The sequence below is a fragment of the Asaia sp. As-1742 genome, assembly GCF_011753235.1.
Classification (GTDB): Bacteria; Pseudomonadota; Alphaproteobacteria; order Acetobacterales; family Acetobacteraceae; genus Asaia; species Asaia bogorensis_B.
The window spans coordinates 102,625-123,140 of the sequence record NZ_VWWA01000006.1 but is presented as its reverse complement, the minus strand read 5'-3'; the positions used below and the strand labels follow the sequence as shown (position 1 = coordinate 123,140).

The window sequence follows — 20,516 nt, the reverse complement described above, 5'->3', positions numbered from 1 at the left end:
GGGTCCTGGTCTATAGTTTGGCTTTTCCTTGCGTCTATTTTGCGACAGCGCTGAGGGCCTTGGGTGCGCAGGCGTGCGACGGCACAGACGTGCTCCACGCGCTGGGGAGCGAGAGGGTCACGCCTTGAAGAGGTTCTGTTTCTATCCAGGCGACTATCGCTGTGTCGCCCCCGCCACGCATTACGCACGTCGTTTTCCTGATGAGACAGGCTTTCAGGCCGGGTTCCCACGCCCGAAATGCGGGTCCGACCGGCTGGGCGATCCGTTTTCGACATGACCCGCGAGAGAGAGAACAAGCTTGCCCGAACGGGTGACGCAATCGGCGTGGTACCAGTGGTCACTCGCGGCAACCGGTATGGTGTGTTGCAAAATTTGCCCCGGTTGTAAGGAAAGGTCCTGTCGCTGCCCGGTGTAGTGATCGATGAGCAAGAGCACGACGGGCTCGTTTGCACCGGTCCCCTGTCCCGCGCAGTTTAAGGACAGCTGCAGGCTGCTCCCGTTCGCCTGTGACGTCAGGCCGATGCGGCTCTCGGGATCATGGAGACGGTAGAACCCGTTCGGCCCGTATATCTCGACCGTGCCTGAGGCAGCACAGTGGAACACAGCCGTTGTCTTGCCTGCAACGGTCAGATGTTGGCTTGCCTCACCCGTCTGACGGATACGAAAAGCCACACCCTGCTCAGCCGTGTTGGCAAAGACCAGTTTCGTCGGCGCATCGGCGTGGCTTGTGACGGCGAAGCGATAAGGCAGAGCCCGGCTCGGACGCTGACCCGCCTCCTGCAGGGGCAGGCTGCCATGTTCCGGTACGAGCGGGGGAGGGTGTGCACAGGAAATTCGTGTCTGGGGCAGATACGCGCTCGTGTCAGGAAGAGCCACGGACCACTTCGCATCAGGCTTGCTGAAATCGAAGGCAGAGGTCAGATCGCCGCAAACCGCACGCCGCCAAGGTGTGATGGTCGGGCAGGGAACATTGAACCGCTGCTCCAGAAACCGGATGACCGACGTATGGTCGAACACCTGAGAATTGACCCACCCGCCTTTCGTCCAGGGCGAGATGATCAGGGCGGGTACGCGGGGCCCGAGGCCGACCGGCTCGCCGTGAAAGGCCTCACCGTCCGGAAGCTGGCCAGTCGCTATTTGCGATGAGGGAACGGGCGGCGGTACATGGTCGAAAAACCCGTCATTCTCATCGTAATTCAGAATGAAAACGGTCTTGGCCCATGTGTCGGGATGTCGAACGAAAATGTCGATCAGCTTGGAAATCAGATGCTCGCCAAAGCCGGGCGGCGCTTCGGGATGCTCCGACAGGGCCGCCGGTGGGACGATCCACGACACCTGAGGCAGCGTTCCATCGACAATGTCCTTCTCGAAGGCCTCCAGCAGGTAGCGCCCTTCCAGTTCGTGCATGTTCTCCTTGTTTGAGCCCGGAACGACCGCGCGCGCCTGACGATATCGCCAGTCCTGCTTGTCGAGATTACGGAACTGCCTGAAGGAGGCGAGGGGATTGTCGCCAAAATTGTCGTATTCCTGGTAGAATTTCCAGGTCACCCCGGCCTCCTGAAGGCGCTCGGGATAGGTCGTCCAATCAAAAGGTGTGAAGGCAGGATTGTCGTGCGCCATATCGGCCGACCAGTTGCCGTCATCGACATTCTCGACCGCCTGTTTGCCATCAGCGCCGACAGCAAGGCCGTTTGTACCGGTAAAGAAATAGAGTCGGTTGGGATTGGTCGGGCCGAAAATGGAAGCGTGATAGGCGTCGCAAATGGTGAAGGCGTCGGCCAGTGCGTAGTAATAGGGAATTTCTGCGCGGGTAAAATATCCCATCGTCATCGGGCTTTTAGGGGGGACCCAGCCATCCCACTCGTTCCATGCGGTCTGGGTGCCTTTCCAGCTATGGTCAAGGCTTTTGAGGCAGGCCGCCGAAGTATGGATCGTATCAAACAGGAAAGGCCATATGGCACGGCCGGTTGCGTCCTTCTGGGCAAAGACCGGGCTCCCATCCGCCTGCTTCTCGGCGCGGGGGTCGCCAAAACCACGTACGCCACGCAGGGTGCCGAAGTAGTGATCAAAGGCACGGTTTTCCTGCATCAGGATAACGACATGCTGGACATCCCTGATCGTGCCGGTTTCACGATTGGCAGGGATGGCGAGGGCCTGACGCAGGTTTTCTGGCAACATGGTCCCTGCCAGCGCGGCAGCACCGAGATGAAGGAAATGCCGACGGCTGGGTTTCATGCTGACTGCTCCGGAACTCAGTTGAAGTGCTTGCGGATCGTGAAGAAAACCATGCGCGGGGCTGCGGCCTGAAGCGTCTGGAATGTGCCGGACGGATCGGAGTTGATAAAGCCGTTGCTGCCCACTGTCGCCACATAGCGCTTGTTGAACAGGTTGGAGACGTTGATCTGCGTGTCCAGACCGCGAAGCCAGAAATTATGGCTCTTGAAGCGATAGCCAAGGTTCAGGTTGAACACGTCATTGGCCGGCACATAGGCATCATTCGTATAGGTGTAGTAACGACGATCCTGGATCTGCATGAGCACATTGCCCCAGATCTGCCCGTCATCATAGCCGAGCTGCACATTGGCCAGATTGCGCGGCATGCCGACCACGTTCTTGCCCTTGATGGCGGCCGAGACCTTGCCATCAGCCATTACATCATCCTCATAGAAGGAGTTGTTGAAGGCGTAGGAAGCGAAAATCGACCAGTTGGGTGCGAACTGCCAGTTCACGGCAGTGTCGATGCCGCGTGAGATCACCCCGCCGACATTCGACAGAACAGAGGCGTTACCCTGAATACCCACACCCTGCGTCACAGCCAGCAGGCGATTGCCGAATTCGACATAGTAGCCTGTCACGGTCGCCTGGAATGTCTTGGTGTGATAGCGGTAGCCGAGTTCTTCCGTGTTGGACATTTCGGGCTTCAGCTTGCCCTGAAGTGCTTGGAAACCGGCAACTGTGGTCGAGAAAGGCCCCGAGGTCTGGGCGCTATCGAAGGCAGCCATGTTGCGCGCATAATCCACGAAGATTTCGTGGTTATGGTTGAACCGATAATTCGCACCGACCTGCGGCAGGAAGCCATTGGTGGCGTTGAGCGAGCCCGAGGGATAAGCCGTGGGCATGGGGGTGCCCAGATAGCTGCCGTTCATGGCGCGTGCCGTGTTGTCCACGATCAGCGACTTGAAGCCGTAATTGACCTTCAGCTTCGGTGTGATCTTCCAGGTATCACCCAGATGGACCTGATAGGTTTTGGTGTTGAAGGCACTCTGCCACTGCGTTGCGAAGGCGTTGTCACGATACCAGTGGGTCGAGGAGGGCGAGCCATCCAGTGCCAGCGGGTAGAACCGGCGTGCCTGATTAAAATTGTTGTTTTCGAACCAGAAGCCGCCTTCGATGGCATGGTTGGCAATCTTGTATGTCAGGCTGCCAATGAAACCGGCACGATGGATATCGTATTCCGTCGTGCGCGTAGAAAGCGGCGAGCCGCCAAGCTGTGCAGGTGTTGCCGTGTAGGGCGTGACCCACACGCCTTCACCTGTGTTAGTGTGGCCATAACCCATGACATAGCCGGACAGGCGATTATTGACCCGGAAATCGAGTTTGCCATAGCCCATGGCATCCTCGCGCAGGCCGCCCGCATTATAGTAGACGGTATCCTGATTTTCGATGCCTTTGGGGAAGGCGGTGCCATTCTGATAGGCGTAGGCAATCTGCTTCGCGAGGGCATAGTTGCCTGTGATATTGTCGAGATTATAGCCGTAGGTCTTGATCTGGGCGAGGGAGAGATCCTGATAGTCGTTCTCGGCGCGCTTGGACCAGTCACCAAAAACAGTCAGTTTCAGGTTGTCACCCAATGGCTGCACGTATTTCGCATTGGCCTGGTCCTGGCGCTGCACGCCGTCACCCTTCCATTTATTCGCATCCTGATGGTCATAGGACACATAGAACTTGCCGCCGCCCTTGAGCAGACCGCTATTAATGCGAGCGAAGGTCCGCCAGGTCGAGGCAGAGCCGATTGTACCGCTGACATCGGCGCCGAATTTGTCTGACGGATCGATGGAGGTGAATTGAAGCGCACCACCGAGGTCATTGGATGCTGCGACACCCACAGCCCCTGCGCCCTGCGTCAGCGTGGCGGGGCCGTTATTCTCGGTTTGCAAGGCGCGACCGATGGAAAGCCCGTTATCATTGCCATAGGCCAGATTGCCCAACGGGACGCCATCAAAGGTGAAGCCAAGCCGGCTCTGGTCGAAGCCACGAATGATGATCTGCTGCGACCATTCATAGGAGCCGAGCGGATCGGACGAGGTGAACATGACACCCGGCAGTTTCGACAGCGCCTTGAACGGGCTCGTACCCGGTGTGTATTCCTGTATCGCCGTGCGGGAGATCGTCTGTGTTTCGCGGGCCTGACCAGCACCAAGCACGATGATCGATTCAGGCGATTTTGCCTCGACTGAGGTTTTTGGCGTGACAGCTGTTGGCACTGCGCGCCTGCCGGCTGATTGAAGCTTTCGCGTTTTTTTCGGCTCGGGCTGAGCCGCGTCACGCTGTGCAACCGTACCATTCTGGGCCATCGCTGCGGGGTGCGTTGCGACAAGCAGGGCCGGAAGGCTGGCCGAGATAATGAGACGATGTCTGAGTTTCATTGAGAGGAGCCGTTTCGTCCGAGAGGGTCACGATGCGGCTGGTCATTATCGTGACAGGACGTGTCAAAGTATTATGGTTTTATTAAAATCAAATCGGAAACAAAACATTCATCACTCTGTCATATAGTAAAACTCTAAACAGGCCTCTCTGATCTCGCTCTAAGCGCGCTCTAAGCGCGCGGGTTGCGGCCAGCGCGAACGCAATTCCCGTGATATAGGCGATAAGGTTGAGCCACGAGAATTGCTGGCCCAGCAGGAAATGTCCGACACTATTGCGCCGCAACATTTCCAGAGCTTCAGAATGAGCCAGCTTGATACACTCGCTGGCGCCGGCTCCAAGGGCGGCGATAAAAAGCGCGCGCCTCAAGGATTTCCCACCTGTGAGCAGCAGGGCAAGGAACCAGAACATGGCCCCCCAGAGGATGGATCCACTCCATTTCCTGACAACCAGAGGCAAGCCAAGAGGGGCAAGGCGGCAAAACAGACCGAGCGTCACGACAAGCAGACACAGCCCCATTGAGTGCAGACGCCCCGGAATCTCATGTCGAGGAGGGAGCAAACTTTTCTCCGTCGGTCTCACCGCCCTCCTGCCTCCACCGCGTTTGCGAGATGTTGCGGACGATCAGGCCGCAGAAGCAGTGTGACCGTGATGAAGGCGACGTACAGCAGCAGATACCAGGAAACGAGTTTCTGGGGATGGACGACCCATGTAAAATCACGCTTTGCGTAGAGCCATGTTCCGGTGAAGGTGCCGATATTTTCCGCAATCCACAGGGCAACGCTTGAGAAGAAGGCGGCCAGAGGCAAGGGCATGCGCCAGAAAACATCGACGATCCGATAATGGATGACGCAGTGCCGATAAAGAAGAACGGTCGCGACAACAAGCAGCCAGCGCAGGTCCGGAAGATAATGGTGCGTGAAGAAATTGGCATAGATGGCAAGCGCCAGGAGCAGTGAAAGCCTGAAATCCGGATAAGGCTCGAAGCGCATATCGAAAAGGCGTATGACACGCGCCATGTAACTGCCCACCGAGGCATACATGAAGCCCGAAAAGAGCGGCACATGAAGGATCTTGAAGAACCCGGGCTCGGGATAGGCCCATGATCCGGCGGACACCTTGAACCACTCCATGGCCGTGCCCGTGATATGGAAGGCAAGAATGATCAGGGCTTCTCTTTCGGTTTCAAGCCTGAAGACAAGAAACAGGATCTGGGTTGCGATGGCGAACAGGAAAAGCGCGTCGTAACGGGTAATCGCCCATTGGGGTGACCAGACCCAGTGTGAGACCAGAATGGCCGCCAGCATCAGCCCTCCGAACAGGCAGGCCCAGCCCTGCTTGAGGACGAAGAGAACAAACAGACCTGAGAAGCCGTGAAGATACTTTCTGACTACACGCCCGAGTTTGTGCTCGAGATTGGCTGTAGCGCTGGTATGGGGCTGGGACGGGGCGTTCATGGCGCGGCTCCTTGTCGTTTGCCGCGCCATTGCCGCACCCCGTGACCAAAGGCAAGAGGCCCGTTTGTCGCTCACGATACGCAGCGAGAAAGGCTGCTGCGCTCAGCGGGAGAGAGCGAAATTCAGCCCCCCCATGACGGTCAGGCCTTGGTTAGGAATGGTCGAGATCTGGCTCGTATAATAGCGACGATTGGTGATGTTGTCGGCATTGATGAACGCCTGAATCTGATGGGTGATCTGGTAAGACCCGAACATGTCGAACACCACATAACCGCCTTGCTTGGGGTAGAGCGCCGTGCTGCTTGAGGGCCTGCCCAGCGTTTGGGTGGCGGCCCGGATACGGGCACCGAGCGAGAGCTTGTTGTCGAAAAGATGCAGCCCGACCGTCCCTGCCAGAACCGAACGTGGCGGCGTGGTGAGCATGGCGCCGAAGCCAGTGTAATCGGCGCGCGGCAGCTTTGTGGTCGTATTGGTGTACGACAGCGTTGCAAAGACCAGGCGGTTATCGTAGCGCGCCTGCCCCTCGAAGCCGCGCGTGAAGGTGTTACCCGCCATGTTCTGGTAGAAATACCCGTAGGTCGGGATATAGGAGCCAGCCGCCGGACGTCCGATCACACGCGTCTGGGCGATATAGTTCTTGATGCGCGTGTCGAAATAATCGCCGTCGAATGTCACCTTGTCGCCATCCGTCAGCACGTCACGATAATGCAGCTTGGCACCAATTTCCCAGCCATAGGTCTGCTCAGGCGCGAGATTGGGGTTGGGAATGAATTTGAGGAAGCCAAGGCCCGGATGCGAGCTGGCCATGAACATCTCGGTGACGGCGGGCGGACGAAAACCGAGACCGTAGCTGCCATAAAGCTGCAGGCCATGCACCGGCGTGACAGCCAATGTCACCTTGGGATTGACGGCATCGGCGCCTCGGGAGGCGCTGAAGGCACCCGCATTGACTGACGTGAAGCCTGAGGCCTCATTAACCCCGCTGCCAGAGGCATGATAGGTGTCGTAACGAAGGGCACCCGTCAGCTGCACGATCTTCCAGTTCAGGGCGAGCTGGGTGAAGGCACTGCCAACCCCGCGCCCGCCGGAGGGGGTGGACCCCTCATAGCCGGTCTGGTCCTTCGTCTTGACGGAGTCATGATAGTACTCGCCGCCATAATTGAGCGAGGCGAGCACGGGGCCAAGTGGGAATTGCGAGGTGTTGTCCGCCTCGAAGCCCAGCGTGGTCAGGTTGTATTTCGTCAGATTGGCCGCAGCGAGGGTGATGGCGCGGTAGGCCGGCATGGCATTGTCCAGCACGGTGGAGACCACATAGCCCTTGACGTGCAGCGAGATGAGCTTGTTGTCGTGTGGTGTGAAGCGATACTCCAGATTGCCCTGATTGTTCTCTATCTTGTTGCCCGCGTAGATGCCTTCGGTGCCCTGTCCGAATTCATTGTGATAGATGACTGTCCCCAGGGTCAGGCTTTGGTCCATGCCGGGCTTGATGTCGATCTTGAACAGGCCGGACTGCATACGCTGGTAGGTATCGGGAATACGCGTGCCGGCGCCATCCTCGTAATCGCCCGAGCTGCGCATGCTGAAGGCTGCAGCCAGACCCAGCCAGGGGCGCACCCTGACACCCGCGCCGACCACGCCCGAACCATCATAATCATTGGTGCCGCCCAGTGCGCGCGCCATCACACCGTAGCGTTTGCCTGAATCGACCAGGTCATCAACGCCCAGCGTGTGCATGTTCACAACGCCTGCGATGGCACCCGCACCATCAGCGGTCGAGACCGTGCCACGAGAGACATCCAGCCCCGCAAGCAAGGCCGGGTCGACATAGACACTGCCATTCGCACCATGGCTGCTGGTCTGGAAGTCCTGCCTTGCGCCATCCACCATGACATTTACCCGTCCGAAATCCTGCATACCGCGTATGGAGATCGCGAGGGAGGGGGAGCCGTCATTCTGGAAATAGACGCCCGGCAGCCCGGTGAGGATCATGTAGGGTTCGGTAGGGGCGACACGAAGCATGTCATTACGGGTCAGTGTTGAGCTCGCCTGCGGCACGGCGATTTCGTTCGTTCCATGAACCTTCACGCTAGGCAGGGTGATCTCGTTGCCGTTGCTACGGGTTACGGTGCCCGACCGTGCTTCTGTGCGGGCCAGTTGCGTGGCTCCGGTCGCGGTCGTTGTGCTCGCTGCCGCACGCGCTGATGGGGGAGAGGCGTGTGCGCTGCCAGTCGGCGTGTGCTGGTTTTGCACCATTTGAGGCGCGTGAGGTCCCAGATCCTGACCGGTAGACGGGGCATCGCCGGTCTGGGCGCGTGCCTGAACCGGAACAAGGGTGATCAGGGCGAGTGACGTCGAAAGAGAAAGTACCCGGCGGGTAGTGATCATGGCGTTGGCCCTGCGAGTCGGTGAATGATGTTGCGAACGGTTATTGAGAATGACTCGCACTTGCAAGACGTAAAAACATCCTTTAAATCACCGCTCCATCGGGTGAGGGAAACCGGCCACACAGCCCCCATGTCCCCGCAGAAAAGGGTCAGGAACCATGAGCATCAGGTTGTTTGGACGGCGTCAGTTCGGGCTCTCGGCATTGGCAACCGGCGTTTCCGGAGCCACTTCGCGCGCTGCGCGGGCCGGTGAGGCCCGCCCCATACGCGTGGAAGATTGCCGCGGTCGTCATGTCACGCTGGGCACCATGCGGCGCATGGTTTCCATCGGTGGCACGATTACCGAGACGCTTTATGCGCTGGGTGTTGGAGAGCGGATCATCGGGGTCGATATTACATCGACCTACCCGGTGGCAGCCCTGCGCGAAAAGAAATCGGTCGGTTATATGCGGCAGCTCTCATCGGAAGGGGTCTTGTCCCTACGGCCCGATCTGGTGCTCGCGATGAATGATTCCGGGCCGCCCAACGCGCTCGACCAGCTTATGGAATCACCTGTCCCGATCGTTATGATCGATGCAACGCCATCTCTTGAAGGTGTGAAAAACCGTATCCTGACGCTCTCGCGCATCGTGGGTGCCGAGGAGCAGGGGGCGTCGATGGTGGTTCGTTTCGATAACCAGCTGCGCACGCTCAAGGCATGGAAAGAACTGCACCCCAAAAAGGCCCGCGTGCTGTTTGTCATGCGTGTGGTCAACGGGCGACCGATGTCCGCTGGAACCGGGACGGCGGCCGATGCCATCATAACGCTGGCGGGCGGTATCAACGCTGGAAGCGGCATGCAGGGCTACAAGGCGCTGGAGCGTGAAGCTCTGATCGGGCTGCAACCGGACGTCATTCTCATGATGAGTCAGGGCGGGCAGTCCATGCGGGATGCCCTCCTTGCGGATGAAGCCATCAAGCTTACGCCCGCCGGGCAAAAAGGGGCGATTATCGACATGGAGGGCGAGAAGCTTCTTGGCTTCGGGCCGCGTACTGCCGAAGTCGCGCTTGAACTGGCGCAGCAAGTTGCCCGCCTTACGTTGCCTGCATGAATGTACGACGCCTCAATCCGGTGTCGGCCTTCGTCCTGCTGGGGCTCGGGCTCGTGTCGAGCTTTCTTCTCGCTCTGGCCTCTGGCGCGACCGGTTTCGGCTTTTCACCCCACGGCCTGAGCGATCCGCAGGTCATGCGGCTTGTCGTCATGGGCATCCGTCTGCCGCGTATCGTTCTGGCCATACTTGTCGGGGCGGGGCTCGGGGCGGCGGGGGCGGTCATGCAGGGCATGTTCCGCAACCCGCTGGCCGATCCCGGCCTCATTGGTGTGTTGTCAGGTGCAGCACTGGGAGCGACGCTGATGATCGTTCAGGGCACGCTGTGGTTTGGTGACACCGTTCTCGCCCATTGGGGCATTCCGGCCGGTGGCATGATGGGTGCCTGCGTGATGACTGCCGGGCTTCAGGCCTTTGCAACGCGTCAGGGGCGTGTTTCGACCAGTCGTCTTGTTCTTGCAGGTGTGGCACTCGGCGCTCTCGCCTCGTCCGCGACCGGCATCCTGCTTTACCGGGCCAATGATACGGCATTGCGGGATCTGACCTTCTGGACGATGGGCAGTCTCTCTGGCGTACGCTGGCCCGAGATCGAGATTCTGGCGCCGCTCACCATTGTCTCTCTTCTGATGCTCTGGGCGCTCTCACGACCGCTCAACCTGCTGCTGGCCGGTGAGGAGAATGCCGCGCTCATGGGGTGCCATGTGCGGCGGGTGAAATATCTCTGTCTGTTCGCCGTTACGCTTGCAGTGGGGCCGGCCGTATCGTTTTCAGGCGTGATCGGGTTTGTCGGGGTGATCGTGCCACATCTTGTCCGCCTTGCAAGCGGACCCGACCATCGGATTCTTATCCCGGCCAGCGCCGTGCTTGGCGCCATTCTGCTGGTTCTGTCCGACACGTTGGCCCGAATCATTGCGCCCCCTTCCGATGTGCCGGTTGGCATTATCACGGCGGCGCTGGGTGCGCCCGTTTTCATCTGGCTTCTGATGCGCAGCAGTGATCAGGAAATTCCGGCATGAGCTTGATGCTCGATAACGTCTCTGTCGTTCATGACGGGCGTTCGTTGCTCGATGGCGTGTCTCTCACGCTCTCGCCGGGTGAGATGATTGCGGTGATTGGGCCTAACGGAGCAGGCAAGACGACCCTCATGCGCGTTGCTGCCGGATTGCTCACGCCGAGTTCGGGCCGTGTCACGCTCGATGGCACGCCGCTCCATCGTTTCTCTCCCGCCAGTCTCGCTGCCCGACGCGCCATGCTGACGCAGGACCAGAGCCTTGATGCCCGCTTTTCGGTTGTTGAACTGGTGAGGTTCGGTGTCCAGGCCCGGGGCCCGTCTCGCGTGAGCCTCGACGCGCTCGTTGCCCGGACCCTAGAGGAAGTCGGTCTGGCTGCGTTCAGTGAGCGTGACATCACCAGTCTTTCGGGTGGAGAGCGTCAACGCGCGCATCTTGCCCGTATTCTGGTGCAGCTGCGCTGGCATGGTCATGAAGGATACCTGTTGCTGGACGAGCCCGTTTCAGCACAGGATATCGCTCGTCAGAGGCAGGTTCTGTCTCTCGCGCGGGCGTATACGAGCAAGAACGGCGTGTTCCATGACGGAAAGGCTGCAGGCAATGGCTGTCTCGCCATCTTGCACGATCTGAACTGGGCCGCCGCTTTTGCCGACAGGGTTGTGGTGCTTGCACGAGGGCGGATTTACGACGCCGGCCCTCCTGAGACCGTCATAACACCTTCCATGCTCCGGGACGTATTCGGTCTGACCGATGTTGTTCCGGGGTGCCATCGTGAGACAGGGCGGCCATTTCTGCTGCCGCATGATCTCGTTCCGCCCCGTTTCTCATGAGTAATATCAATAAGATTGTGAAAGTATCGTCGATGTATATCGCCATGAACAGGTTTCAGGTCCTGCCCGAGAGCGAGGAAGCATTTCGCCAGCGCTGGCTCGATCGTGAGGTTCTGCTGACGACTGTGCCAGGCTTTGTCTCGTTCTCGCTGCTGCGTGGGCCGGTCAAGGATGACCATATTCTCTGGTCATCCCACACCATCTGGTCATCCGAGCAGGCATTTCGTGACTGGACGCAGTCCGAGCAGTTCCGCAAGGCGCATGCTGGTGCGGGTGGCAACAAGCCCCTGACTCTGGGGCCGCCGGTGTTCGAGGGCTTCGAGGTCGTCCAGCATATCGATAACTGAAACTGATGCCTCCGGGCAAAAATCCCGACCGGCATGATTGTTTGATGCCGGTCCGGGACCTTTTGCCTTCAGTACGCTGCGCGAACCATTGCAGGGACTGTTCGTGAGACGTCGATACGACGCTCGAAGTCACGCACTAGACGTCGCCAGCGGATCATTCAGCCAAAGGTCCGCTCCACGACCCACAGACGGGGCAGAATTTCGAAGCCCTTCGCTCCGTCCCTGCGTCGGATGACTTCGACGACGAAGTCCAGATAAGCCGCCTTGTCCATCAACTGGAGCCGGTCGTAAGCCCCGTCGGCGAACAGGTGCTTCACCCAGAGCCAGCGCTTGCGGATCGCATCCAGGATCATCTGCGCGCCCGCGCTGTCGGAGATGTCGGCCGGGGTCAGATTGACCATCAGCAGACGTCCGTCTGTATCCACGGCAATATGCCGCTTGCGCCCGACGACCTTCTTGCCGGCTTCATAACCTCTTGTTTGCGCATGCGGTGCCTTGATGCTCTGGCTGTCGATCACTCCGGCGGTTGGGCTCGTCTCGCGACCTGACCGCTCCCGATCGAGCATCAGTTCGACGTCATGAACAGTCTGAAACAGAAACCGCCGGGCCAGCTCCCGAAACCAGCCATAGACCGTGCGCCAGTGGCCGAAATGGATCGGTAACATCCGCCAGCCTCAGCCCGAGCGGACCAGGTAGCGCACCGCGTTGATCACCTCACGAAATTCGATCTCGCGTGGACAGCCCATGCGCCCCGGTTCGGGCATCAGCGGCGCGACCCGCGCCCATTCCTCGTCCGTCATGTCCGACGGATAACGCTTCGTCTTGCGGATAATCCCGGACATTCGGGCCCTCTGCTCCGGTGTCCACATCCAGAGCTTGAATCACATCTGCTTCAACTTTCCAGACAGGCTCTCACACAAAGAGCCCCAAAACCAGAGGGTTTTTCGAACCCTCCACGTGCATCTATCCCGCAGCAATTAGCGTGACATGATTCCGCGACCTGCTATCATAGATGCCAGACCGCCTCCTTGCCGGCTATCCATCTCTCCGCAACCGTTTTGTTTTGTTTAAGAATCTTGAGCCCGACGCGCTCCTCTTTGAAAAAGCATTGTCAGCTTTTCTCGAAGATAGCGATTGCTTGGGCCCGTGATTAAGCGCTCGTAGTATACACCAATAAAAAGACTGGTGGAGATTACAAAAAAATATATGACTGGTATTAGTTGGTCTTTTGGTATGATGAGATCGTAAATGCCCAATGCTGTCATCGTTATAAAGGTGTGAGTAAGATAAATCTCGTAGCTAAGCTTTCCGAAGCGACTAATAATTCCTACTCCAGGAATTCGAAAATTTGCGCCGAGTCCAGAACCAATGGCAACCAGCATGAATGCGACCCCACAGGTAAGAACAGTGATATAGGTTCCGGTCGACACTAATCCCCAGCGTGATGTTTGGACTCTGAAAATATCCACTAGGGCGAAGAGACAAAAACCGAAAGCGAACAATGAAAGTTGACCAGTTAAGTTGAACTGAAACCTTCTCTGCAATATTGCGGCTAAACAGCCAATTGCAAGGCCATCCATACAGCATAGATATGTCTGGTCTTGCGGATCAGTTTCATGGATACCATAGATACGAGCAAATGGTGCGACGACGACAAATATGCAAAGTGCTGAGATGATAAGTTTTTCTTTTCTCAACGCAAGGCATAATAGAGGGAATCCAATATAAAAAGCCTCTTCTATTGAGAGAGACCAAAGCGCATTCCAAGTTGCAGGAAGATCGCCCCAGTGGGCTTGAAACATATTAATATGAAAGGTTAGAGCTTCCCACCAGGCTCGTGAGAGAGATACTTGGTGAGGATCTAGGGTAAAGCCTGGAACCTTGAAGGCATTGAAAATAGTCATTATGATAAGCAAAAAAATCAATCCAGGTATTATTCTGGAAAAGCGATTTATGTAGAATCCTAGTAATTTGACATCACCAATATTTCCCCAGCGGTCGTATGATTTTGTAGTGATTAGGTATCCCGATATAACAAAGAAAGCGGATACTCCGTAAAACCCACTCCAAAGAAAAGTCCATTCTAATGCTTTGGGAATATTATGAAAAAATTTCGATAATGGAATTCTAATATTTATGTGTAAAAGAATCACCGAAATAATAGATAATCCTCTCAGAATATCTATTCCCGCCACTCGATGAGACATGCGCTCCAGATTTGGCTGATTTTTGCTGGGGAACATAATAGGAATGATATTAGTTATTTTCGAGCGTGAAAAAGTATTATTCATATCGATCCCATTACTCTATTTATCATCTGGGTATCCATCAAATCAAAGAATTTTGTCCTAATTTAGGACATTGGTTCCTTTGGCGTAATTTTCCTGTCCTTGTGGTAGGTGCGGTACTCCATGCTAAGAATGCCTAGCCAGATCATGGAAGGCGCGACGAGCCAGATGACCGTAAAGAAGGCGGTCGGGCATTTGTCATAGCAAGCTGCGACCCGCCTTCTGCTCTTGGGCCTGGCGCGACCGTTAGAGCGTTTTCTTTTCAATCTGGCTCGTATCCAGCGGCGGTGAAGAAGTTGGCGCATTCTGCGGGCGCGACCTGGAGAGGTCGAAGAACCGTTGGTTGATGGAGCTGGCTGGTAATTTAGTGTTTTTTCATTCTGACTGACGGCTCCCGGGGTGACTTTCGCTCTGCGTTTTGAGCAGATCGCGGGCTATCGCCATTGGGATGGCTACGCGCTCGCGTTCAGTCTTTCGAGGAAGAGGAAGCGGCGCATGTTGTAGACGATATTGGCCAGCCCGATCCTTATGGTGGCTCGCGTGATACCGACAGTTCGGACGAACAGTCCCGTCTGCGATTTCTGATCGGCAAAGACATGCTCGACACGCGTGCGGATCACGGACTTTCCTCCGTTGGACCGCTGGATGTGGCGGGGCATCGGTTTGAGATGCGGCTTTTTCCTGTGAACCTTCGAAACGAAACCCCTTTTGTCCATGAAGGCCTCATTGGCTTTCGAGCGATACGCCGTGTCGGCCCAGACGCCAGAGGCGGTATCGGTTTTATCCAGCAGCCCCTCGCGCAGCCTGGCACCATCACTGGCGGCGGCATCCGTCGTCTTCCATTTCCGGATGAACCGGAACTTCCGTTCGATGGAGATGTGCGACTTGTATCCAAAGAACGGAATGTCGAGATCTGTGATTGGGAGCGTCCCGTCCTCCTGCCGTTTTGCCTTCGTGAACTTCAGTGTCCAGCGCGCATGTCTGTCCTTGTGCGACAGCTTTGCCGGTTTGTCCTGCGAGTTCTGTGGGATCCGTCCTTCCCGAAGATCGGCTTTCTCTGCGTTGGAGTTCCGCTGCTTTGGAGCAGCCACCAGCGTTGCATTCAGGATCTGGCCCGACATCGGTAAATACCCGGCGTTGCGCAATGTGGCGTCAAAGCGCGCGAACAAACTCTGGATGACGCCCGCCTCGGTCAGACGCGCGCGAAACAGCCAGACCGTCTTGGCATCGGGTACCCGATCCGATAAGGCCAGACTTAGGAAACGCATGAACGACAGACGTTCGTTGATCAGATACTCCGTCCGTTCATCGGAGAGATTGTTCAATGTCTGGATCACCAGGATCTTGAACATCAGTACCGGATCGAACGGCGGACGCCCGCCCTTGCTCCCGTCTGAGTAAGCCAGAGCCTTCTCCAGATCAGGGCGGAACGCCTCGAAATCCACAGTCCGGGAAAACGCTTCGAGCTGATCACCAAGCCCGCTCAACCGCGCAAGCCGCTCATCCACATCAGAGAAACCCGGCTGCTTCATAGCGCCATTCCCTCAGTCAGAACCGGACGAATGGAATCACAGAGCTGGTTTCAAAACCAGTGGGTTCTTCGAACCCTCCACCTGTTCGCCGACGGGGCTTACGACCGGCTCCAGTTGATGGACAAGGCGGCTTATCTGGACTTCGTCGTCGAAGTCATCCGACGCAGGGACGGTGCAAAAGGCTTCGAGATTCTGCCCCGACGATGGGTCGTGGAGCGGACCTTTGGCTGGATGACCCGCTGGCGACGTCTCACAAGCCATGATCCTCGTCGCCATGGGCGCCAATCTCACCCGCAGAAATGTCCATCGGTGAGTTTCCAAACAGGCTCTTATGTGCCGAGGCGGGTCAGGATCAGGTCAAAGGCACGCTCGACCGTAGCCGCGCGCACATCATTCCGATTGCCGGAGAAATGAGCCGTCTCCAGGACGGGATTTTTGGTCCCCTCCATGACACACAGGCAGACCGTGCCGACGGGCTTGTCCGCCGTCCCGCCCGCCGGCCCGGCTATACCAGTGACGGCAACAGCGATGGTCGCGTTTTCGGCACGATCGAGGGCGCCCATGGCCATCTCGGTCGCGACAGCTTCGCTGACGGCGCCGTGACGTTCCAGCGTCAGCTCCGCAACATCCAGAGCATCCATTTTCATCGCGTTGGAATAGCTGACGATCCCGCCCTCGATCACGTCTGACGATCCTGCAAGAGATGTAAGCATTGCCGCAATCAGCCCTCCTGTGCAGCTTTCCGCTGTCACGAGGCGTGCCCCGCGCTGACGCAGGAAGTCGAGAACGGCTTGCGCCTTTTCTGTCAGGCTGGCGGGAACAAGAGCTGATTCAGCCACGGTGATTGACCTCCAGAACACGATAGAGTGCCATGTTTTCCTCGACGCGCTGGATATAGGAGCGTGTCTCCTCGTAAGGCAGGCTCTCGATCCAGTCGACCATGCCCTCCTGAGTGAGAGGCTGGGGCAGGGGGAGGCTGGCCAGCCATTGGTCGGTGCGATGAGGCCCCGCATTATAGGCGGAGAGAACAACCGGCACGACATTGCCAAAACGCTGTAGAAGCTGGGCCAGATAGGCGCGCCCCAGTGTGAGGTTCGTTGAAGGGTCCCGCAGGCCACTGGCGCTCGTATCGACCCCGGCAAGCCCCGCGCGGCGGGCGACATCCCGTGCTGTGCCTGTCTGAAGCTGCATCAGGCCGATGGCCTTGGCCGGGCTCGAAACATGCGCGTCGAAACTGCTTTCCTGGCGCGCTACAGCAAGGGCGAGCCCATGTGGCAGGCCGTCCTCCTCGGCCTGCACGCCATCGAGAACGGGCCAGCCTTCGGGATACAGCGCGGCGCCCAGACGACCTGTGCGGCGCGCTGCGAACACAGCAGGCTCAAGCACATCAATGGACAGGCTGAACCGGGCGAGTGCCGCCTCACCGGCGGCATCCTGAACCTGAGAATACCCCATCATCAGGAACTCACGGGCGTGGTCATCGTCACCGCGCTCATGAAGCAACCGGGTAGCTTCGATAAGGTCACCGCGCGAGACCGGGCCGCTGGAGAGCGACGGTACGCGCGCGAGGGCCTGAGCCAGACCGGGCACGTCGCCGCCATCGGGGAGCAGTGTATCGCTTTTCCCTGACAACGCGGCCTGTGCCAATTGCCCATAAAATGTCGTGGGCATTGTAGCCGCCTGTCGCCACGCGGCATTGGCCTCGCTCTGTGCGTCCTCCGCAGCGTAGGCGCGTCCAAGCCAGTAATAGCCCCGGCTGCGGGTGATCAGGCTCGTCTGACGGGTGAGGGGAGAAAATGCTTCCCGGGCCTGGGCAGGGTTTTTGACAAAACGCAGGTCGATCCATCCACGCAGAAAGCGGGCCTCCAGCGCGGGGGCGGCACTGAGGGGTAAGGTCGTATCATCGGCCAGGATGCGCGCCTGTGGTACGTTGCCCTGCATGAGGAAAGCGCGCGCCAGACCAAGGCGCTCATTGGTCCAGTCGCTTGATGGCGCATGCTTCTGGGCGTCAAAGCCATTGCTTTGCCAGAGTGCAAAAGCGACATCTGGCGTCTCATAGCGACGAAGCTGCCGCAGGCGCGCCAGCATGATCTGTGGCTCGGCGCGTTGTGCGTCGGTAAGGGAAGCAAATTGCGCGGCTGAATCCGGGGCGTTGGAAAGCAGCGCGATCAGCACACGCGCTGTTCCCTGCCGGGACGGAGCCAGCAGCGAAACCTGTCGCCCTGCTGCTGTGAACTGGCGTGTGCGCAGTTGGCGCTGGAAACGCGCCCAATGATCGTCAGGTGTCAGGCTCGTTGCGTATTCCGCGAGGATAAGGCTGGAATCGGTCTCCCGATCCGCGCCGTTACGCCAGATGCGCCGCGCCTGGCTGGCAGCGTCTGGCAGAAGGGTCGCGCAACGCATGAAGGCCTGCACACCAGTAAGCGGCTCGCGTGGGCATAGTGACGTCAGTTCGCTGTCGCTCGTGCGCGTTGCCAGTGCCTGCTGATAGCGCGACAACATGACGGAGCGCTCGGGCCACGCGGGGGTGATATCCAGAAAATCTGCATAGGCGCGTGCTGAAATCCCGGGATCAGGCTGGATCAGGGCAAGCCAGGAGTCGAGCCGTGAGGCGACATCCCCCGGTGCGCTGGTAACGGGGGGCACCATCGAGGATGTTGCTGAGCCGTCCCCGGTCTCATCCGGGGCGGCTGCCTCGGCAACCGGTGGGGCGGGCTCCTGAGCGTGGGTGCTGCAACCGCCAAGCAGGAGAAAGGTGCCGGTCAGAAGGAGGGATTTAGCCCGCGACATGATGCACCACCTCGATACTCCCCTTGTAGATCAGCTCACAGGCGACAAAGGCCACGATGGCGAGCCCCAGCCACGCAATCCAGCGATAGCGTTCGAGCAGCTTTGCCACGAGCGTCGCCGCCACACCCATGAGCACGACAGAGAAGGCGAGACCAGTCACAAGCACGTAGGGATGACCCAGCGAGGCGCCTGCAACCGCCAGCACATTGTCGAGGCTCATGGACAGATCGGCGAGGATGATCCGGAAGATCGCCTGACCTAGCGTGCCGCTGCGCGTCTCCCCCTCGGCGGGTTCGGGGTGGCGCATCTCCTGGTACATTTTCCAGCAAACCCAGAGTAGCAGCAGCCCGCCTGCAAGGGTGAGGCCAATGACGGCCAGCAGCTGCGACGCCACAAGGGCAAGCACGATGCGCATGAGCGCCGCACTCGCGACCCCCACGATGATGGCCTTGCGTCGCTGGGCTGCGGGCAGGCCGCGCACCACCATGCCAATAACGACGGCATTATCGCCCGCCAGGGTGATGTCGATCATGACAACCTGGGCAAGCGCGATCAGGGCGTGCCAGGTGAGATCAGGCGCCACATTATCCTCCACATATCTTCAGGGCCCGAAGCCTAGCGGCCAGACGGGGTGCGCGCAATTATACGCACCCCAACGCAGGGTGTTCGCCTGGAAGGTGTTCGTGGCGTGCGTATTGCGGTAAGAGGGCGCAATCCGGACTTTCCGCTCTCGCAGCGTTTTCTTCCCGAAGGAGCCTTACCGTCATGGTGCCACGTTATAGCCGCCCTGAAATGACCGCCATTTGGTCGCCTGCCAACCGCTATCGTATCTGGTTCGAGATCGAGGCGCTGGCCTGTGAGGCGATGGCAGAGCTGGGCGACATGCCGAAGGAAGCGGCGCAGGTCATTCGCGAGCGTGGTGACGCCGCGATGGCCGCGTTCTCGGACGACGATCTGGCCCGTATCGACGAGATCGAGGCCGTGACGCGTCATGATGTGATCGCGTTCCTGACATGGCTGGCCGAAAAGATCGGCCCTGAGAGCCGCTTCGTGCATCTTGGCATGACGTCCTCTGACGTTCTGGACACGTGTTTTTCGGTCCAGCTCGTTCAGGCAACCGACCTGCTGCTCGAAGATCTCGATGCCGTGCTGGCCGCACTGAAGAAGCAGGCTTTCGCTCACAAGAACACCGTCACGATCGGCCGCTCGCACGCCATCCATGCCGAGCCGACCAGCTTCGGGCTCAAGCTCGCTGGCCATTATGCCGAGTTCGCCCGCAACCGTGAGCGCCTGCTGGCAGCCCGCAAGGAAATTGCCATCTGCGCGATTTCGGGCGCAGTTGGCACCTACGCCCATATCGACCCCCGTGTGGAAGAATTCGTGGCGGCGCGTCTCGGGCTTGCTGCCGAGGATGTCTCGACACAGGTCATTCCGCGCGACCGTCATGCCGCGTTCTTCTGTGCGCTCGGTGTGATTTCGAGCGGTATCGAGCGTCTGGCTGTCGAGGTGCGTCACCTCCAGCGCTCGGAAGTGCGCGAGGCGGAAGAGTTCTTCCATCCCGGGCAGAAGGGCAGCTCGGCCATGCCCCACAAGCGTAACCCGGTGCTTTCAGAGAACCTTACCGGCCTGGCGCGTCTGATCCGCTCGCATGTTATCCCGGCGCTCGAAAATGTGGCGCTCTGGCATGAGCGCGATATCAGCCACTCTTCGGTCGAGCGTAACATCGGCCCCGATGCGACGATTGGCCTCGATTTCGCGCTGATGCGTCTGGCAGGCATGATGGACAAGCTGGTGGTCTATCCCGAGCGCATGATGGCCAATCTCGAATCACTGGGTGGTGTGGTCCATTCGGGCGAAGTCCTGCTGGCTCTTGCCCGCTCGGGTATCTCGCGTGAGGACGCCTACCGTATCGTACAGCGCAACGCGATGGAGACCTGGACCAGACTCGGAACTCCCGAAGGCCGCAGCTTCCGTGAGAATCTCGATGCGGATCCCGAGGTGGCCGGGCGGGTCGACTCCAAGGTGCTCGACGACGCTATGGACAGCACACGACATCTTGTTGCCGTAGACCGCATATATGACAAGGTTTTTGGTTGAGATCCCACATTATGTGTTGACCTTGTGGCGTCTTATTGTGGAAGTAACG

General features: G+C 58.5%; 15 protein-coding genes and 2 pseudogenes. 6 read left to right on the top strand and 11 right to left on the bottom strand.

Features of this window, described 5'->3' with window-relative positions; genetic code table 11:
• Positions 1 to 213 precede the first annotated feature (213 nt).
• The 5 genes from F3J08_RS11080 to F3J08_RS11060 all read right to left on the bottom strand — a co-directional run bounded on the left by F3J08_RS11080 (position 214) and on the right by F3J08_RS11060 (position 8,486).
• The gene (locus F3J08_RS11080; RefSeq protein ID WP_166929950.1) at positions 214 to 2,235 is read right to left on the bottom strand and encodes a phosphocholine-specific phospholipase C; all 2,022 of its coding nucleotides are present in this window, start codon (positions 2,233 to 2,235) and stop codon (positions 214 to 216) included.
• A gap of 17 nt (positions 2,236 to 2,252) precedes the next feature.
• Positions 2,253 to 4,646: a TonB-dependent receptor gene (locus F3J08_RS11075; protein ID WP_240149297.1), complete on the bottom strand. Its 2,394-nt coding sequence runs from the start codon at positions 4,644 to 4,646 to the stop codon at positions 2,253 to 2,255.
• An 88-nt stretch (positions 4,647 to 4,734) separates the two neighbouring features.
• A complete protein-coding gene (locus F3J08_RS11070; protein WP_255493480.1) occupies positions 4,735 to 5,163 on the bottom strand; it encodes a DUF2809 domain-containing protein in 429 nt (142 codons plus the stop codon).
• A gap of 59 nt (positions 5,164 to 5,222) precedes the next feature.
• Entirely contained in the window at positions 5,223 to 6,101 is an 879-nt protein-coding gene (locus F3J08_RS11065) for a DUF817 domain-containing protein (protein WP_166929946.1), read from the bottom strand.
• Between the two features lie 102 nt (positions 6,102 to 6,203).
• On the bottom strand, positions 6,204 to 8,486 hold the full coding sequence (locus F3J08_RS11060) for a TonB-dependent receptor domain-containing protein (RefSeq protein WP_166929944.1): 2,283 nt from the start codon (positions 8,484 to 8,486) through the stop codon (positions 6,204 to 6,206).
• Positions 8,487 to 8,643: 157 nt separating this feature from the next.
• On the opposite strand from F3J08_RS11060, the gene F3J08_RS11055 reads away from it, so the two are divergent.
• The 4 genes from F3J08_RS11055 to F3J08_RS11040 are packed head-to-tail and all read left to right on the top strand — an operon-like array spanning position 8,644 to position 11,760.
• On the top strand, positions 8,644 to 9,576 hold the full coding sequence (locus F3J08_RS11055) for a hemin ABC transporter substrate-binding protein (RefSeq protein ID WP_166929942.1): 933 nt from the start codon (positions 8,644 to 8,646) through the stop codon (positions 9,574 to 9,576).
• Positions 9,573 to 10,589 carry an iron ABC transporter permease gene (locus tag F3J08_RS11050; protein ID WP_166929940.1) on the top strand — a complete coding sequence of 339 codons (1,017 nt, stop codon included), beginning with the start codon at positions 9,573 to 9,575 and terminating at the stop codon, positions 10,587 to 10,589. The genes F3J08_RS11055 and F3J08_RS11050 overlap by 4 nt, the downstream gene beginning before the upstream one ends.
• Positions 10,586 to 11,413, top strand: a complete 828-nt coding sequence (locus F3J08_RS11045) for a heme ABC transporter ATP-binding protein (protein ID WP_166929938.1) — start codon at positions 10,586 to 10,588, stop codon at positions 11,411 to 11,413. The genes F3J08_RS11050 and F3J08_RS11045 overlap by 4 nt, the downstream gene beginning before the upstream one ends.
• A gap of 32 nt (positions 11,414 to 11,445) precedes the next feature.
• On the top strand, positions 11,446 to 11,760 hold the full coding sequence (locus F3J08_RS11040; protein ID WP_031241083.1) for an antibiotic biosynthesis monooxygenase: 315 nt from the start codon (positions 11,446 to 11,448) through the stop codon (positions 11,758 to 11,760).
• Positions 11,761 to 11,828: 68 nt separating this feature from the next.
• Here F3J08_RS11040 and F3J08_RS11035 read toward each other — a convergent pair.
• From F3J08_RS11035 to F3J08_RS11025, 3 genes and pseudogenes are all read right to left on the bottom strand, one after another.
• Positions 11,829 to 12,629: pseudogene (locus tag F3J08_RS11035) on the bottom strand (IS5 family transposase).
• 198 nt (positions 12,630 to 12,827) lie between these two features.
• A complete protein-coding gene (locus F3J08_RS11030) occupies positions 12,828 to 14,051 on the bottom strand; it encodes an acyltransferase (protein ID WP_166929936.1) in 1,224 nt (407 codons plus the stop codon).
• Between the two features lie 449 nt (positions 14,052 to 14,500).
• Complete coding sequence (locus F3J08_RS11025) at positions 14,501 to 15,580, bottom strand: IS5 family transposase (protein ID WP_166929934.1); 1,080 nt, start codon at positions 15,578 to 15,580, stop codon at positions 14,501 to 14,503.
• 78 nt (positions 15,581 to 15,658) lie between these two features.
• Here F3J08_RS11025 and F3J08_RS11020 point away from each other — a divergent pair.
• Positions 15,659 to 15,893, top strand: a pseudogene (locus tag F3J08_RS11020) (transposase); the annotation flags it as partial.
• A 16-nt stretch (positions 15,894 to 15,909) separates the two neighbouring features.
• On the opposite strand, the gene F3J08_RS11015 reads toward F3J08_RS11020, so the two are convergent.
• The 3 genes from F3J08_RS11015 to F3J08_RS11010 are packed head-to-tail and all read right to left on the bottom strand — an operon-like array spanning position 15,910 to position 18,953.
• Positions 15,910 to 16,419: a CinA family protein gene (locus tag F3J08_RS11015; RefSeq protein WP_240386527.1), complete on the bottom strand. Its 510-nt coding sequence runs from the start codon at positions 16,417 to 16,419 to the stop codon at positions 15,910 to 15,912.
• Positions 16,412 to 18,370, bottom strand: coding sequence for a lytic transglycosylase domain-containing protein (locus F3J08_RS17190; RefSeq protein WP_240149296.1), 1,959 nt, complete (start codon positions 18,368 to 18,370; stop codon positions 16,412 to 16,414). The genes F3J08_RS11015 and F3J08_RS17190 overlap by 8 nt, the downstream gene beginning before the upstream one ends.
• Complete coding sequence (locus F3J08_RS11010; RefSeq protein ID WP_122039668.1) at positions 18,357 to 18,953, bottom strand: TerC family protein; 597 nt, start codon at positions 18,951 to 18,953, stop codon at positions 18,357 to 18,359. Before F3J08_RS11010 ends, F3J08_RS17190 begins: the two co-directional genes overlap by 14 nt.
• Positions 18,954 to 19,135: 182 nt before the next feature.
• Between F3J08_RS11010 and purB the strand changes: the two genes are divergently transcribed.
• Positions 19,136 to 20,467 carry an adenylosuccinate lyase gene (purB, locus tag F3J08_RS11005; protein WP_166929930.1) on the top strand — a complete coding sequence of 444 codons (1,332 nt, stop codon included), beginning with the start codon at positions 19,136 to 19,138 and terminating at the stop codon, positions 20,465 to 20,467.
• The last annotated feature ends 49 nt before the right edge of the window (positions 20,468 to 20,516 follow it).

Coding starts and splice junctions, on each gene's coding strand:
- F3J08_RS11080 (WP_166929950.1), bottom strand. CDS start 2,235: ATGAAACCCAGCCGTCGGCATTTCCTTCATCTCGGTGCTGCCGCGCTG.
- F3J08_RS11075 (WP_240149297.1), bottom strand. CDS start 4,646: ATGAAACTCAGACATCGTCTCATTATCTCGGCCAGCCTTCCGGCCCTG.
- F3J08_RS11070 (WP_255493480.1), bottom strand. CDS start 5,163: ATGGGGCTGTGTCTGCTTGTCGTGACGCTCGGTCTGTTTTGCCGCCTT.
- F3J08_RS11065 (WP_166929946.1), bottom strand. CDS start 6,101: ATGAACGCCCCGTCCCAGCCCCATACCAGCGCTACAGCCAATCTCGAG.
- F3J08_RS11060 (WP_166929944.1), bottom strand. CDS start 8,486: ATGATCACTACCCGCCGGGTACTTTCTCTTTCGACGTCACTCGCCCTG.
- F3J08_RS11055 (WP_166929942.1), top strand. CDS start 8,644: ATGAGCATCAGGTTGTTTGGACGGCGTCAGTTCGGGCTCTCGGCATTG.
- F3J08_RS11050 (WP_166929940.1), top strand. CDS start 9,573: ATGAATGTACGACGCCTCAATCCGGTGTCGGCCTTCGTCCTGCTGGGG.
- F3J08_RS11045 (WP_166929938.1), top strand. CDS start 10,586: ATGAGCTTGATGCTCGATAACGTCTCTGTCGTTCATGACGGGCGTTCG.
- F3J08_RS11040 (WP_031241083.1), top strand. CDS start 11,446: ATGTATATCGCCATGAACAGGTTTCAGGTCCTGCCCGAGAGCGAGGAA.
- F3J08_RS11030 (WP_166929936.1), bottom strand. CDS start 14,051: ATGAATAATACTTTTTCACGCTCGAAAATAACTAATATCATTCCTATT.
- F3J08_RS11025 (WP_166929934.1), bottom strand. CDS start 15,580: ATGAAGCAGCCGGGTTTCTCTGATGTGGATGAGCGGCTTGCGCGGTTG.
- F3J08_RS17190 (WP_240149296.1), bottom strand. CDS start 18,370: ATGTCGCGGGCTAAATCCCTCCTTCTGACCGGCACCTTTCTCCTGCTT.
- purB (WP_166929930.1), top strand. CDS start 19,136: ATGGTGCCACGTTATAGCCGCCCTGAAATGACCGCCATTTGGTCGCCT.